A 13,075-nucleotide genomic window follows, 5' to 3' on the forward strand; every position below is an offset into this window, starting at 1 on the left:
ATGTGTCGTATAGTGGCGGCGTGAACCCGGATGATCCGCGGGCGCGGCGTACCCGCGCCCGTCTCAAGGCCGCCGTGCTGGACCTGGCCGCCCGGCAGGAACTGGGCAGCATCACCATGTCGGCGCTGGCCCAGCACGCCGAGGTCAACCGCGCCACGATCTACCTGCACTATCCGGACGTCGACGCGCTGGTCACCGACGCCATGGAGGACGCCGTCACCGCCGTGGCGCGGGCGGCCGCCCTGTGCCCGCTCGACGCCCCCCGCGACCGGCCGCCGGCCCCGCTGGCGGAGCTGTTCGACCACGTGGCCGCCAACGCCACCCTGTACGAGCGCATGCTGGGCGGCCAGGGCAGCGCCCGCTTCGCCGCCCGGATGCGCGAGCGGCTCACCGAGGAGCTGACCGGCCGCTTCGCCACCGGCAGCCGCCCGGCGGGGTTCGAGGACGTGCCCGCCGACGTGCACGCCGCCTTCCTGGCCGGGGCGCTCATCGGCGTGATCACGCACTGGGTGTGCGGCGGCCGCCGCGACGCCGCCGCGGCCCAGTCGTTCTGGCGCCTGTTCCGGCCCCCGGCCCCCGGCTGAGCTCCGCCGCCGCCGCGCGCCGCCCTCCGGAAACCGGTGCGGGGGGCTCCGGGCCCTGAGCTCCGCCGCCGCCGCGCGCCGCCCGCTTGGTACGCTGCGTCGCGACATCGCCGGACAGGTCAGAGGCGTCGTTCCTCGCCTGGCAGCGGTCGCCCGCCCCGTCCCCGTCCCGACCGCCAGGACCACACGATGACCATGCTTCCCGACGAGCTCAGGACCGCCCTGGACTCGGCCCTGGCCCGCTTCGCGCCGCACGACCTGTCCCGCGCGACGGAACAGCTCACCGAGCGCTACCGCACCGGCCCGTCCGCCGCCGCGCCGCACCTGCGCACCCCGGCCGACATCGCGGCCTACGCCGCCTACCGCATGCCCGCCACGTACGCCGCCGCGGGCACCGCCATGCGCATGGCCGCCGCGATGACCCCGGGCTTCGCGCCGCGGACGCAGCTCGACGTGGGCGGCGGCACCGGCGCGGCGGTCTGGGCGGCCGGGCCGGTCTGGCCCTCGCTGGAGCGGGTCACCGTCGTCGAGCACGACCCGCAGATCATCGAGCTCGGCCGGCGGCTGGCCAGGACCGCGCCCGTCCGCGACGTCACCTGGCGGCGCGCCTCGATCGACCCGGGGCTCGACCGGCCCGCCGCCGACCTGGTCACCATGTCGTACGCCCTGAACGAGCTGCCCGCGCAGCGGCACGCCGACGTCGTGCGCTGGCTGGCCGCGGACGCGACGATGGTGATCGTCATCGAGCCCGGCACCCCCGCCGGGTACGCCAACATCGTCACCGCCCGGGAGACGCTGACCGGGTGCGGCCTGACCGTCGTCGCCCCCTGCCCGCACGACGGCCCGTGCCCGATCCGGCCGGGCCGCGACTGGTGCCACTTCTCCGTACGCCTGCCGCGCACCACCCTGCACCGCCGCGTCAAGTCGGGCACCCTCGGCTTCGAGGACGAGAAGTTCTCCTACGTGGCCGCCGTGCGTGGGGAGTGGCCGCGGGCGGCGGCCCGCGTCCTGCGCCACCCGCAGAAGCGCAAGGGCCTGGTGTCGCTGCGCCTGTGCACCGCCGAGGAGGGCGTGCGCGACGTGGTCGTCTCCAAGCGGCAGGGCGAGCTGTACCGGCTGGCCCGCGACGTCGACTGGGGCGACGACTGGCCGGCCGCCGAGTGACCCGGCCGGGGCGGTAGGGTCGGCCGAATGGATCATGCTGAGGTGCTGGCGCTGTTCGACCGGCAGATGCGGCGGGAGGCGCGCCCCGACGGGCCGGACGTCAGGGTCGAGCGGGACGCCGACGTCGTCCGCCAGGTCGGCCCGCCGCACGCGTGGAACGGCGTCCTGTGGTCCGGCCTCGACGAGGGCAGCGCCGACGCGGCCGTCGCCCGCCAGGTGCGCTTCTTCGGCGACCTCGGCCTGGGCTTCGAGTGGAAGCTGTACGCCCACGACCGGCCCGCCGACCTGGCCGACCGGCTCCTGGCCGCCGGGTTCGCCGCCGAACCGGCCGAGACCGTGATGGTGGCGCGGGTCGCCGACCTCGACACCGAGGTGCAGCCCCCCGACGGCGTGAGCCTGGTGCCGGTCACCGACGCGGCGGGCGTGCAGGCGCTGGTCGAGGTGCACGAGCTGGCCTTCGGCGCCGACGGCGGCCGGCTGCGCGACCACCTGCTGGCCCGCCTGTCCGACGACACCGTCGTCCCCGTCCTCGCGGTGGCGGACGGGCGGGCGGTCAGCGCGGCCCGGCTCGATCTGTCCCCGGGCACGAGCTTCGCCGGGTTGTGGGGCGGCGGCACCGTGCCGGGCTGGCGGGGGCGCGGGCTCTACCGGGCGCTGGTCGCCTGGCGGGCCCGGCGGGCCGCCGCGCGCGGCTACGACTACCTCCAGGTCGACGCCTCAGACCAGAGCCGGCCGATCCTGCTCGGGCTCGGGTTCGTCCCGCTGACCACGACCACGCCGTACGTGCGGGACTGACCTCGCCGGTACCCTGGGCACACCCCGTCGTGACAAGGAGAGCGTTGCCCGAGAGGACCCCGCGCGAGCTCGGCCTGCTGGCCGACTGCGAGAGCTGTTTCGGCCTGTGCTGCGTGGCCCTGCCGTTCGCCGCCTCCGCCGACTTCGCCGTCGCCAAGGACGCCGGCCGCCCCTGCGTCAACCTGCGCGACGACTTCCGCTGCGGCATCCACGCCCAGCTCCGGGAGCGCGGCTTCCCCGGCTGCACCGTCTTCGACTGCTTCGGCGCCGGGCAGAAGGTCTCCCAGGTCACCTTCGAGGGCCGCGACTGGCGTGCCGCGCCTGAGACGTCCGGGCAGATGTTCGCCGTGTTCCCGGTCATGCGGCAGCTCCACGAGCTGCTGTGGTACCTCGCCGAGGCGCTGACCCTCGACGCCGCCGCGGAGATCGCCCCCGAGCTGCGGGCGGCGTACGAGGAGACCGAGCGCCTGACCCGCGAGAGCCCCGGCGTCCTGCAGCGGCTCGACGTGGCCGCCCACCGGGGTGAGGTCAACACGCTGCTGCTGCGTACGAGCGAGCTGGTCAGGGCCGGTCGGCGGGGCAGGGAGCACCGCGGCGCCGACCTGATCGGCGCCAACCTCAAGGGCGCCGACCTGCGCGCGGCCAACCTGCGCGGCGCCTACCTCATCGGCGCGAACCTGCGCGGGGCCGACCTGCGCCTGGCCGACCTGATCGGCGCCGACCTGCGGGGCGCCGACCTGTCCGGAGCCGACCTCACCGGCTGCGTCTTCCTCACCCAGGCCCAGGTCAACGCCGCCAAGGGCACCCCCGCCACGAAACTGCCCGCCGCGCTGACCCGTCCCGCCCACTGGACGGCCGCCGCCGGGCCGGAGCCGCGCGCCCGGCGCGGCAGGCAGGGCCGCCGCGGCCGACCTTAAAGGGACATGTAGTATCCCCTTTCATGCGCATGGGTGAAGGCGTCGAGTGGGGGCTCCACTGCTGTCTGGTGCTGGCGTGGCTGGAGGACGAGGCCCCGCTGCCCACCGGGCGGCTGGCGGCGCTGTTCGAGCTGCCGCCCGTCTATCTCAAGAAGCGGCTCCAGGCGCTGGTCCGCGCGGGCGTCCTGGCCTCGGTGCCGGGCGCGCAGGGCGGGTTCAGGCTGGCCAGGCCGCCCGCCCGGATCACGCTCATGGACGTCGTCGCCGCGGTCGAGGGCCCCGACGAGGCGTTCAGGTGCACCGAGATCCGGCAGCGCGGCGCGGGGGCCGAGGCGCCCGCCCGCGAGTTCGCGCATCCGTGCGGGGTCGCGGCGGCCATGCGCCGGGCCGAGCTCGCCTGGCGGCGCGAGCTGGCCGCCCAGACGGTCGCCGACCTCATGGACGCGGCTCCGGCCAACGCCCCCGACCGCGCGCGCCGCCACTACGAACGCCTTCGCGGCTGAATTCGACCCCGCCCGTGGGGCGCACACGTGGAAGGAGAATCGGGATGTTGAATGTCCCGAATAAGACGGAGTCCCGGGGCCTCGCCCCGACGCTGGTGCTGGCGCTCGGTACGTTCGCCGTGGGCACGGACGCCTTCGTGGTGGCCGGGTTCCTGCCGGACCTGGCCGCGTCGCTGGAGGTCACCGAGGGGGCGGCCGGGCAGTCGGTGACGGTGTTCGCCGTCGCGTACGCGCTGTCGTCGCCCGTGCTGGCCACCGTCGCGGCGCGGGTCCCGCGGCGGGCGCTGCTGGTGACGGCGCTGGTCGTGCTCGGGCTGGCCAACCTGGGGTCGGCGCTGGCGCCGTCGTTCCCCGTGCTGGTGGTCAGCCGGGTGCTGGCGGCGGCCGGGGCGGCGGCGTACACGCCGGGCGCGGGCGCGGTGGCGGCCGTCCTGGTGCGGCCGGAGCTGCGGGCGCGGGCGCTGGCCGTGGTGGTGGGCGGGCTGACGGTCGCGACGGCGCTCGGCGTCCCGCTCGGCGACCTGGCCGGCGAACGGCTCGGCTGGCGGTACGCGCTGGGGGCGGTGGCCGTGGCCTGCCTGGCGGTCGCCGCCGGGGTGTACGCGATCATGCCGGTGCTGCCGGGCGCGCCCCGGGTGCCGCTGCGCGCCCGGCTGGAGGTGCTGCGGCGGCCGGCGGTGACGGCCATCCTGCCGCTCACCGTGCTCGGGATGGCGGGCAGCTACACGGTGTACGCCTACAGCGTGCCCGCCCTGCGCGCGGTGGGCGTGGAGGGGACGGCGGGCATGCTGTTCCTGTACGGGCTCGGCGCCGTCCTCGGCAACCTGGCCGCCGGGTACGCCACCGACCGGTGGGGCGCGCACCGGGTGCTGCCGGTCGCGTACCTGGTCATGGCCGTCAGCCTGGGGCTGCTCGCCTGGATGGCCGCGGCCGGCCCGGCGGATGGCCCTGCGGTCGGCGCGGCGGCCGGTACTGCGGTCGGCACTGTGGCGCTGGTCGGTGTGCTGGTGCTGGCGTGGGGGGCGAGCAGTTGGTGCCAGACGCCGCCGCAGCAGCACCGGCTCATCGCCGCCGCGCCCGGGGAGGCGCCGCTGGTGGTCTCGCTCAACTCCTCGGCGATCTACGCGGGGATCGGCGCGGGCACGCTGCTCGGCGGGCTCACGCTGCCGTCGGGCGCGGCCCTCACGTACGCGACCGGCGCGGCGCTGGCGGCCGCCGCCCTGCTGTTCGCCCTGGCCACCAGATCCGCGGGCGGCGCCCCCGAGTGACCGGCGCGTCAGGAAGTGTGGTCGCCGAGGGATTCGAGCAGGTCGCGCAGGGTGGCGGCCAGCTCGTCGCGTCGTTGCCCGGTGAGCGCCGACAACATCCGCTGCTCGGTCGCCAGATGGTCGGGCAGCGCGCGGTCGATCAGCGCGAGCCCCTCGGCGGTGAGCGTCACGTGCACGCCGCGCCCGTCGGAGTCACTGGGCGTGCGCCGCACCAGCCCCCGCGACTCCAGCCGGTCGAGCCGCTGGGTGACGGCCCCGGAGGTGACCATGGACGCGCGCATCAGGGCGGCGGGGGTCAGGCGGTGGGGCGGTTCGCTGCGCCGCAACGTGGCCAGCACGTCGAACGAGGCCCGGTCGAGCCCGTGCCCGGCGAACGTACGGCCCAGCTCGGCCTCGATGAGCCGGGACAGCCGCGACAGCCGCCCGATCACCGCCATGGGGGAGACGTCCAGGTCAGGGCGCTGCGCGTGCCACTGCCTGAGGATGTAGTCGACCTGGTCAGCCACCCTCGCAGCCTACAAGTGTCTTAGCGGTGAGGAAAATCACCTGGCCGGAACGTCGGCGTTCGGTTAATTTGTCTTAGTGCTAAGTAATCGAACGGGAACCGTTCTGCTGACCGCCCTCACCCCCGCCATCTGGGGGACCACCTATCTGATCACGACCGAACTGCTGCCGCCCGGCCGGCCCTTGCTGGCCGCGTTGATCCGCGCCCTGCCGGCGGGGCTGATCCTGATCGCGATCACCCGCCGGCTGCCCCAGGGGAACTGGTGGTGGCGTGCCCTGGTGCTCGGCGCGCTCAACATCGGGTTGTTCTTCGCGTTGCTGTTCGTGGGCGCCTACCGGTTGCCCGGAGGGGTGGCCGCCACCGTGGGGGCCATCCAGCCGCTGCTGGTCGCGTTGTTGTCGGCGGGGTTGCTGGGGGAGCGGCTGACCTGGCGCGTCGCGCTCGCCGCGGCGGCGGGCGTGGCCGGGGTGAGCCTGCTGGTGCTGCGCGCCGACGCCCGGCTCGACCTGCTGGGCGTGGCCGCCGCGCTGGGCGGCGCGGTGGTGATGGCCGTCGGGGTCGTGCTCAGCAAGCGCTGGAAGTCGCCCGCGCCGCTGCTGGCCACCACCGGATGGCAGCTGACGGCCGGCGGCCTGCTGCTCGCCCCGGTGACGTTCCTCGTCGAGGGGCCGCCGCCCGCCCACCTGACCGGCGAGAACCTCGCCGGGTACGCCTACCTCGCGATCATCGGCTCGGCCCTGGCCTACACCCTGTGGTTCCGGGGCATCCGCGAGCTGTCGGCCACCAAGGTCACCTTCCTCGGGCTGCTCAGCCCGGTCGTCGCCACCGCGCTCGGCTGGCTGGTGCTCGGCCAGCGGCTCACGCTCGCGCAGGTGGCCGGCGCCGTCATCGTGCTCGCCGCCCTCCTCGTGGCGCAGCTCCAGCCCGTACGGCACCGCGCCGCGCCGCAGCCGCTGGAGGCCCCCGTGCCCGCGGGCGGGAAACGATGATCGCGTCCGACGCTAGGATCGGGCCGAGGAGGCCGGTATGAGCGTGCAGGCGTACCCCGTGACCGGGCCGGTGGCCGAGCACGGCGAGGGGCCCGTGTGGTCCGCCCGCTGGGGCGGGCTGCGGTGGGTGGACATGCTGGCCGGCGACGTGCTCGCCCTCGACGACTCCGGCGGCGTGCGGCGGCGGCACGTCGGCCCGGTCGCCGCGGCCCTGCGCCCGCGCGTGACCGGCGGTTACGTGGTAGCCGGCGAACGCGAGCTGCTGCTGGCCGACTCCGACGACCTCGACGCGCCGCTGCGCCCGCTCGGCCAGGCGTGGAGCGACCCCGGCGTGCGCATGAACGACGGCGGCTGCGACCCCGAGGGCCGCTTCTACATCGGCAGCATGCCCTACGACGAGACCCCCGGAGCCGGCTCACTCTACGTGGCCGGGCCGGACGGCGCGCTCAGCCCGGTGATCAGCGGCGTCACCGTCTCCAACGGCCTCGACTTCAGCCCCGACGGCGGCCTGGCCTACTACGCCGACACCGCCACCGGCCGGGTGGACGTCCTCGACCACGACCCGGCGGGCGGGCTCACCGGGCGCAGGCCGTTCGTGACGATCGACCCCGCCCAGGGCGCGCCCGACGGGCTGACGGTCGACGCCGAGGGCGGGGTGTGGGTGGCGCTCTGGCAGGGGTTCGCCGTGCACCGGTACACCTCCGGCGGGCGGCTCGACGCCGTGGTGGAGCTGCCGGTCGGCAAGGTCACCGCGGTCACGTTCGGCGGCCCCGGCCTCGACCGGCTGTACGTCACCACGTCGAGGCTCGGGGTGGACGCCCGGGAGCAGCCCGAGGCGGGCGCCCTGTTCGCGGCCGACCCCGGCGTGCGCGGCCGCCCGGTGCTGCCCACCACCCTGTGACGGGAGCGAAAGGCGATCAGCGGGGGTGGTCGCCGGTGGCGCCGTCGATCAGCTCGCGCAGGATGTCCATGTGGCCCGCGTGCCGCACGGTGTCCTCGATCATGTGGATGAGCACCCAGCGCAGGGTCACCCGGCGGCCCGCCCACGAGGTGCCGGGCTCGTCGAGGGGGAGGTCGGAGATCGCCTGGTCGGCGGCGGCGCGGGCCCGGCCGTAGAAGGCGACGATCTGCTCGGTGGTCTCCCCGTCGCCGATCGCGAAGTCGTCCTCGGGGGCGAACCACAGCGGCTCGGCCTCGCGGCCGAACGTCGAGCAGAACCAGCCGTACTCGACGGCGGCCAGGTGTTTGACGATGCCGAGCAGCGACGTGCCGGACGGTGTCATCGGCCGCCTGACCTGCTCCTCGCCCAGGCCCTGGAGCTTCCACACGATGACGTCGCGGTGCCGGTCGAGGCTGGCGTGCAGGCTCTCCTTCTCGCCACCGGACGGCGGCACTCCTGTTCCCATGCCCGCGACCGTAACAGCCGGGACCGACACGTTGCCGTCGCCCGCCGGGGGCCGCGATACTCCCTGCATGATCGGTCATATCGGCATCAACGTCCCTGACATGCGGGCGGCCAAGGAATACTACGACGCCCTGCTGCCGTACCTCGGTTTCAAGGAGTTCTTCAGCAGCGAGGAGGAGATCGGCTACATGCCGGCGAACGACAAGCCGGGCACGTACCTGTTCCTCTACCCCGCGCAGGAGTCCGGGGACTACTCGCGGCACCGCACCGGGCTCCAGCATCTGGCGTTCTCGCTGCCCAGCCGGTCCGCGGTCGCCGAGGCGCACGCGCGGGCGGCGGAGCTCGGCTCGCAGGTGCTGCACGAGCCCAGGGAGTTCCCCGAGTACCCGCCGCCCTACCACGCCGCGTTCTGGCTCGACCCGCACGGCGTCATGCTGGAGGCCGTCTGCCATTACGACCGCGACTGACCTGCGGCGATCCCGGGTCCCGCGCGGCTGGATGGCCTCCGCCGGGGAAGGTTCCCCATGGGTGCCGCCGTACGACGTGCGGGCGTGGACCGGTGTGCGATCTTCAGGTGCGAGGGGGTGAGGGCTAGCCTGGAGCATGACGTCCCGCACGGGCCCGGCGGCAGGCCGGGCGTGGACGACGCGCGGCCCGATGTCATGATGTCCCCGACGCTCGACCGGGAGGAAACGATCGTGGGGCCTTTCGCGGGCGGTGGGCTGCCCCCGGACGACGTCGTCGTCGCGGCGCTGCGGGCCGGGGACGAGTCGATGTTCGCCGCGCTCCTCGACACCTGGTCGCGGGGGATGTTGCGGGCGGCCAGGTCCTACGTGTCCACCGACGACTCGGCCGAGGAGGTCGTGCAGGACACGTGGCTGGCGGTCATAGGCGCCATCGACGCCTTCGAGGGGCGCTCCTCGGTCAAGACGTGGGTCTACCGCATCCTGGTCAACACCGCCAAGAAACGCGGCCTGCGCGAGAGCCGCACGCTGCCGTGGAGCGCGTTCGAGCCGCCCGCCGAGCCGGCCCAGAAGGTGGACGGCCCGACGCCGGAGGGCGCGGTGCTCGCCTCGGAGGCGCGCGGTCTCATCGGCGAGGCGCTGGCCGGCCTGCCGCCCCGGCAGCGGATCGTCATCACCCTGCGTGACCTGGAGGGATGCACGTCCGAGGAGGTTTGCGAGATCCTGGAGATCTCGGCCGCCAACCAACGGGTGCTCCTGCACCGGGCAAGGGCCACGGTCCGCGACCGGCTCGAAGGCTACTACCAGTCCGTGAAGCGGTCAGAATAGGTTAAACGGTTCAACGTTCAGAGGTGAGGCGGTCAACGTCGTGAAGCGGTTCACGTGCGACGAGCTGGTAGAACTCATCACCGCCTACCTTGACGGCGCTCTTGACCGGCCCGAACGTGAGGGGTTCGAGGCGCACGCGGCGGCCTGCGCCGACTGCGCGCGGCAGCTCGACCAGTTCCGCGAGACCGTCCGGGCCCTGCGCGAGCTCCCGCCGGAGCGCAAGTTGTCCGACGGCACGCGCGACCGCCTGATGTCCGCGTTCAGAGCCCGCCGCCACCGGGGCTGACGGCCCCTTTCCGCACCAGGAGCCGCAAAAAGGGCAAATCTCAGCAGATCATCAGATTTCCGTGTAACGCTGGCGGGTCTCGCGGGTCTGTAAGCACATGCGCCACGCGATGACCGGCCCGGCGGCCGGCGGGTCCGGCGCCTCGGGAGCGGCCGGCGAGCCGCTCCGGGGCGTGCCGGAGGTGGAGGAGTTCGCACGCCGGTGCTTCGCCCCCGCCCCGGGCGACCGGGTGGGGGCCGAGCTGGAGTTCCTGATCTTCGACCGGGCGGATCCGGCGCGGCAGGTGCCGATGGACCGGGTGAAGCGGGTCGTCCCGGCGCTGGCCGGCGGGAGCCGGGTGACGTACGAGCCGGGCGGCCAGATCGAGCTGTCGGGCCCGGCCGGGCCGCCCGCCGAGGCCATCGGACGGCTGGCCGCCGACGTGGCCGCCGTCCGCGCGGCGCTCGGGCGGGCCGGGCTGGTGCTGGGCGGCGTGGGGCTCGACCCGCTGCGCCCGGCCCGGCGGCAGCTCCGCCAGCCGCGCTACGACGCCATGGCCGAGTTCCTGGGCCGCCCGTACGGGCCGCTGATGATGTGCTCGACCGCGTCCGTCCAGGTCAACGTGGACCTGGGGGAGCGGCCGGCGGTCCGGTGGGAGCGCGCCAGGCTGCTCGGCCCCGTCCTGACCGCGGCCTTCAGCAACTCGCCGCTGAGCCGCGGACGCCCCTGCGGCTGGATGTCGGGCCGCCAGGCCGTCTGGGAGAACCTCGACCCGACCCGCACCGCCCCCGTCGACGGCTCCGGCGACCCGGCGGCGGCCTGGGCGGCGTACCTGCTCGACGCCCGGCTCATGCTCGTCCGCGAGGACGAGCGCCGCTACCGCGCGGTCGGCGACGGCTCGACCTTCCGCGACTGGCTCGACGGCGCGGGCGAGCGCCCGCCCACCCCCGACGACCTGGCCTACCACGCCACCACGCTGTTCCCGCCGGTCCGGCCGCGCGGCTGGCTGGAGATCCGCTACCTCGACGCCCAGCACCCGGACGACTGGCCGGTATGCGTCGCCGTCACCCACGCGCTGATCACCGACGACCGCGCCGCCGACGCCGCCCTGTCGGCCGTCGAGCCCGTCGCGGGCCTGGCCGAGGTGGCCGCCAGATGCGGCCTGACCGACCCGCGGCTCGCCCGCGCCGCCGAGGCGGCCTTCCGCGCCGCCGTCGAGGCGCTGCCCCGGCTCGGCGCGCCCGCCGATCTGGTCGACGGCGTGTCCGGCTTCGCCGCCCGGTACGTGAGCGCGGGCCGCTCCCCGGCGGCCGACCTGATGGACCTGATGACGGACCCGGTACGGCGCCTGCCGGCCTGGCTGAGCGGAGAAGGACGGGCATGAACGACATCAAGGAACGCATCGCCGCCGAGCTGTCCGCGGTGCGCGACCGTTCGCTGACCTACACCGAGGCCGAGGACGACCTCCTGCTGCGCCAGCACTCCCCGCTGATGTCGCCGCTGGTGTGGGACCTCGCGCACGTCGGCAACTACGAGGAGCTGTGGGTGCTGCGCGAGGCCGCCGGCATCACGCCGCTGCGCCCCGAGATCGACGACATCTACGACGCCTTCAAGCACCCCCGCAAGGACCGTCCCACCCTGCCGATCCTCGGCCCCGAGGAGGCCAGGAGGTACATCGGCGGCGTGCGCGGCCGGGTGCTCGACGTGCTGGACGCGATCGACCTGGAGGCCGCCGCGCCGCTGCACCGCGACGGGTTCGTGTTCGGCCTGGTCATCCAGCACGAGCACCAGCACGACGAGACGATGCTGGCCACCTGGCAGCTGTCCCGGCAGCCCGGCCTGGTCCGCGACGGCGACCTGCCGCCGGGCCGCGCCACCGGCCCCGCCGAGGTGTACGTCCCCGCCGGCCCCTTCCAGATGGGCACCGGCACCCTGCCCTGGGCCTACGACAACGAGCGCCCCGCCCACCGGGTCGACCTGCCCGCCTACTGGATCGACCGGCTGCCCGTCGGCAACGCCGCCTATGCCGCGTTCGTCGAGTCCGGCGGCTACGACGACCCGCGCTGGTGGCACCCGGACGGCTGGCGCTGGCGGCAGGAGAGCGGCGCCACCGCGCCGCTGTTCTGGACCCGCGAAGGCGGCTCCTGGTGGCGCACCCGCTTCGGCCGCGCCGAGCCCGTCCCGATGGACGAGCCGGTCCAGCACGTGAGCTGGTACGAGGCCGACGCCTACGCCCGCTGGGCGGGCCGCCGGCTGCCCACCGAGGCCGAGTGGGAGAAGGCGTGCGGCTGGGACCCGGACGCCGGGCGGGCCCGCAAGTACCCGTGGGGCGACGAGGATCCCCGTCCCGACCTGGCCAACCTCGGTCACCGGGCGGCCCGGCCGGCCCCGCTGGGGGCCTACCCCGCCGGGGCGAGCGCGTACGGGGCCGAGCAGATGGTCGGCGACGTGTGGGAGTGGACCGGGTCGTGGTTCCAGCCCTACCCCGGGTTCCGCAGCTTCCCGTACAAGGAGTACAGCGAGGTCTTCTTCGGGCAGGAGTACCGGGTGCTGCGCGGCGGCTCGTGGGCGGCCGACCCGGCGGCGGTGCGGACGACGTTCCGCAACTGGGACTACCCGGTCCGGCGGCAGATCTTCACCGGCTTCCGCTGCGCCCGCGACGCCGAGCGGGTCTAGATGTGCCGGCACGCCGCCTGGCTGGGCGCCCCGCGCCCGCTGACCACGCTGATCCACGAGCCGCCGCACGGCCTGCTCGCCCAGTCGTACGCGCCCCGGCGGCAGCGCCACGGCACGGTCAACGCCGACGGCTACGGCATGGCCTGGTACGACCCGGCCAGGCCGGAGCCGGTCCGCTACCGCCGCGCCATCCCCATCTGGGCCGACGCCAACCTGCCCGCGCTCGCCGAGATCGCCCGCTCGGGCTGCCTGATCGCGGCCGTGCGGTGCGCCACGACCGGGATGCCGGTGGAGGAGAGCGCCACCGCGCCGTTCGCCGGGGGCGGCTGGCTGCTCAGCCATAACGGCCGGGTCGAGCGCGACGCGGTCATGGACCTGGCCGACGACCTGCCCGAGAGCCCCTGCGACTCGGCCTGGCTGGCCGCCGCCGTGTTCGCCCGCGGCAGCGCCGGGCTCGGCCTGGCCGCGGCGCTGGCCGACGTCGTCGTGCGCGCGGGGGAGAAGGACCCCGCCGCCCGCCTGAACCTGCTCGCCTGCGACGGCACGGCGCTCGCCGCGACCGTCTGGGGCGACACCCTCTTCTTCCGCGCCGACCGGGACGGCGTGTACGTGGCCAGCGAGCCGCTCGACGACCGGCCGGGCTGGCAGGAGGCGCCCGACCGCAGCCTGCTCACCGCCACGCCGGACGACGTACGCGTCCAGCCGTTGTGAC

Annotated in this window: 16 protein-coding genes; 14 read left to right on the forward strand and 2 right to left on the reverse strand. The window is 75.0% G+C overall.

The window, feature by feature from the left end; genetic code table 11:
- Positions 1-20 precede the first annotated feature (20 nt).
- The 6 genes from AB0C33_RS44235 (at position 21) to AB0C33_RS44260 (ending at position 5,231) form a co-directional block, all read left to right on the forward strand.
- Positions 21-584: a TetR/AcrR family transcriptional regulator gene (locus AB0C33_RS44235; protein ID WP_358299528.1), complete on the forward strand. Its 564-nt coding sequence runs from the start codon at positions 21-23 to the stop codon at positions 582-584.
- Between the two features lie 189 nt (positions 585-773).
- Complete coding sequence (locus AB0C33_RS44240; protein ID WP_358299531.1) at positions 774-1,748, forward strand: small ribosomal subunit Rsm22 family protein; 975 nt, start codon at positions 774-776, stop codon at positions 1,746-1,748.
- A gap of 27 nt (positions 1,749-1,775) precedes the next feature.
- Positions 1,776-2,543 carry a GNAT family N-acetyltransferase gene (locus AB0C33_RS44245; protein ID WP_358299534.1) on the forward strand — a complete coding sequence of 256 codons (768 nt, stop codon included), beginning with the start codon at positions 1,776-1,778 and terminating at the stop codon, positions 2,541-2,543.
- Between the two features lie 44 nt (positions 2,544-2,587).
- Complete coding sequence (locus tag AB0C33_RS44250) at positions 2,588-3,460, forward strand: pentapeptide repeat-containing protein (protein WP_358299537.1); 873 nt, start codon at positions 2,588-2,590, stop codon at positions 3,458-3,460.
- Between the two features lie 23 nt (positions 3,461-3,483).
- A complete protein-coding gene (locus AB0C33_RS44255) occupies positions 3,484-3,963 on the forward strand; it encodes an Rrf2 family transcriptional regulator (RefSeq protein WP_358299540.1) in 480 nt (159 codons plus the stop codon).
- Positions 3,964-4,007: 44 nt separating this feature from the next.
- On the forward strand, positions 4,008-5,231 hold the full coding sequence (locus AB0C33_RS44260) for an MFS transporter (RefSeq protein WP_358299542.1): 1,224 nt from the start codon (positions 4,008-4,010) through the stop codon (positions 5,229-5,231).
- 8 nt (positions 5,232-5,239) lie between these two features.
- Here the strand turns inward: AB0C33_RS44260 and AB0C33_RS44265 are convergent, their stop codons facing one another.
- Positions 5,240-5,737, reverse strand: a complete 498-nt coding sequence (locus tag AB0C33_RS44265; RefSeq protein WP_358299545.1) for a MarR family transcriptional regulator — start codon at positions 5,735-5,737, stop codon at positions 5,240-5,242.
- 76 nt (positions 5,738-5,813) lie between these two features.
- Between AB0C33_RS44265 and AB0C33_RS44270 the strand changes: the two genes are divergently transcribed.
- Both AB0C33_RS44270 and AB0C33_RS44275 read left to right on the forward strand, forming a co-directional pair.
- Positions 5,814-6,725 (forward strand): EamA family transporter, encoded by a 912-nt coding sequence (locus AB0C33_RS44270; protein WP_358299548.1) that lies wholly within the window; start codon positions 5,814-5,816, stop codon positions 6,723-6,725.
- A gap of 37 nt (positions 6,726-6,762) precedes the next feature.
- Positions 6,763-7,626 carry an SMP-30/gluconolactonase/LRE family protein gene (locus AB0C33_RS44275; RefSeq protein WP_358299551.1) on the forward strand — a complete coding sequence of 288 codons (864 nt, stop codon included), beginning with the start codon at positions 6,763-6,765 and terminating at the stop codon, positions 7,624-7,626.
- A gap of 16 nt (positions 7,627-7,642) precedes the next feature.
- Here the strand turns inward: AB0C33_RS44275 and AB0C33_RS44280 are convergent, their stop codons facing one another.
- Positions 7,643-8,131 carry a DinB family protein gene (locus tag AB0C33_RS44280; protein WP_358299554.1) on the reverse strand — a complete coding sequence of 163 codons (489 nt, stop codon included), beginning with the start codon at positions 8,129-8,131 and terminating at the stop codon, positions 7,643-7,645.
- Between the two features lie 67 nt (positions 8,132-8,198).
- On the opposite strand from AB0C33_RS44280, the gene AB0C33_RS44285 reads away from it, so the two are divergent.
- From AB0C33_RS44285 to egtC, 6 genes are all read left to right on the forward strand, one after another.
- Positions 8,199-8,597, forward strand: a complete 399-nt coding sequence (locus AB0C33_RS44285; RefSeq protein WP_358299557.1) for a VOC family protein — start codon at positions 8,199-8,201, stop codon at positions 8,595-8,597.
- A 117-nt stretch (positions 8,598-8,714) separates the two neighbouring features.
- Entirely contained in the window at positions 8,715-9,422 is a 708-nt protein-coding gene (locus AB0C33_RS44290) for a sigma-70 family RNA polymerase sigma factor (protein ID WP_358299560.1), read from the forward strand.
- A gap of 40 nt (positions 9,423-9,462) precedes the next feature.
- A complete protein-coding gene (locus AB0C33_RS44295; protein ID WP_358299563.1) occupies positions 9,463-9,708 on the forward strand; it encodes a zf-HC2 domain-containing protein in 246 nt (81 codons plus the stop codon).
- A 97-nt stretch (positions 9,709-9,805) separates the two neighbouring features.
- Entirely contained in the window at positions 9,806-11,071 is a 1,266-nt protein-coding gene (egtA, locus tag AB0C33_RS44300; protein WP_358299566.1) for an ergothioneine biosynthesis glutamate--cysteine ligase EgtA, read from the forward strand.
- A complete protein-coding gene (egtB, locus tag AB0C33_RS44305; RefSeq protein ID WP_358299569.1) occupies positions 11,068-12,363 on the forward strand; it encodes an ergothioneine biosynthesis protein EgtB in 1,296 nt (431 codons plus the stop codon). The genes egtA and egtB overlap by 4 nt, the downstream gene beginning before the upstream one ends.
- The gene (gene egtC, locus AB0C33_RS44310) at positions 12,364-13,074 is read left to right on the forward strand and encodes an ergothioneine biosynthesis protein EgtC (RefSeq protein WP_358299572.1); all 711 of its coding nucleotides are present in this window, start codon (positions 12,364-12,366) and stop codon (positions 13,072-13,074) included.
- Position 13,075 lies beyond the last annotated feature (1 nt).

It is taken from the genome of Nonomuraea sp. NPDC048881, assembly GCF_040649795.1.
In the GTDB taxonomy this organism is placed as follows: domain Bacteria; phylum Actinomycetota; class Actinomycetes; order Streptosporangiales; family Streptosporangiaceae; genus Nonomuraea.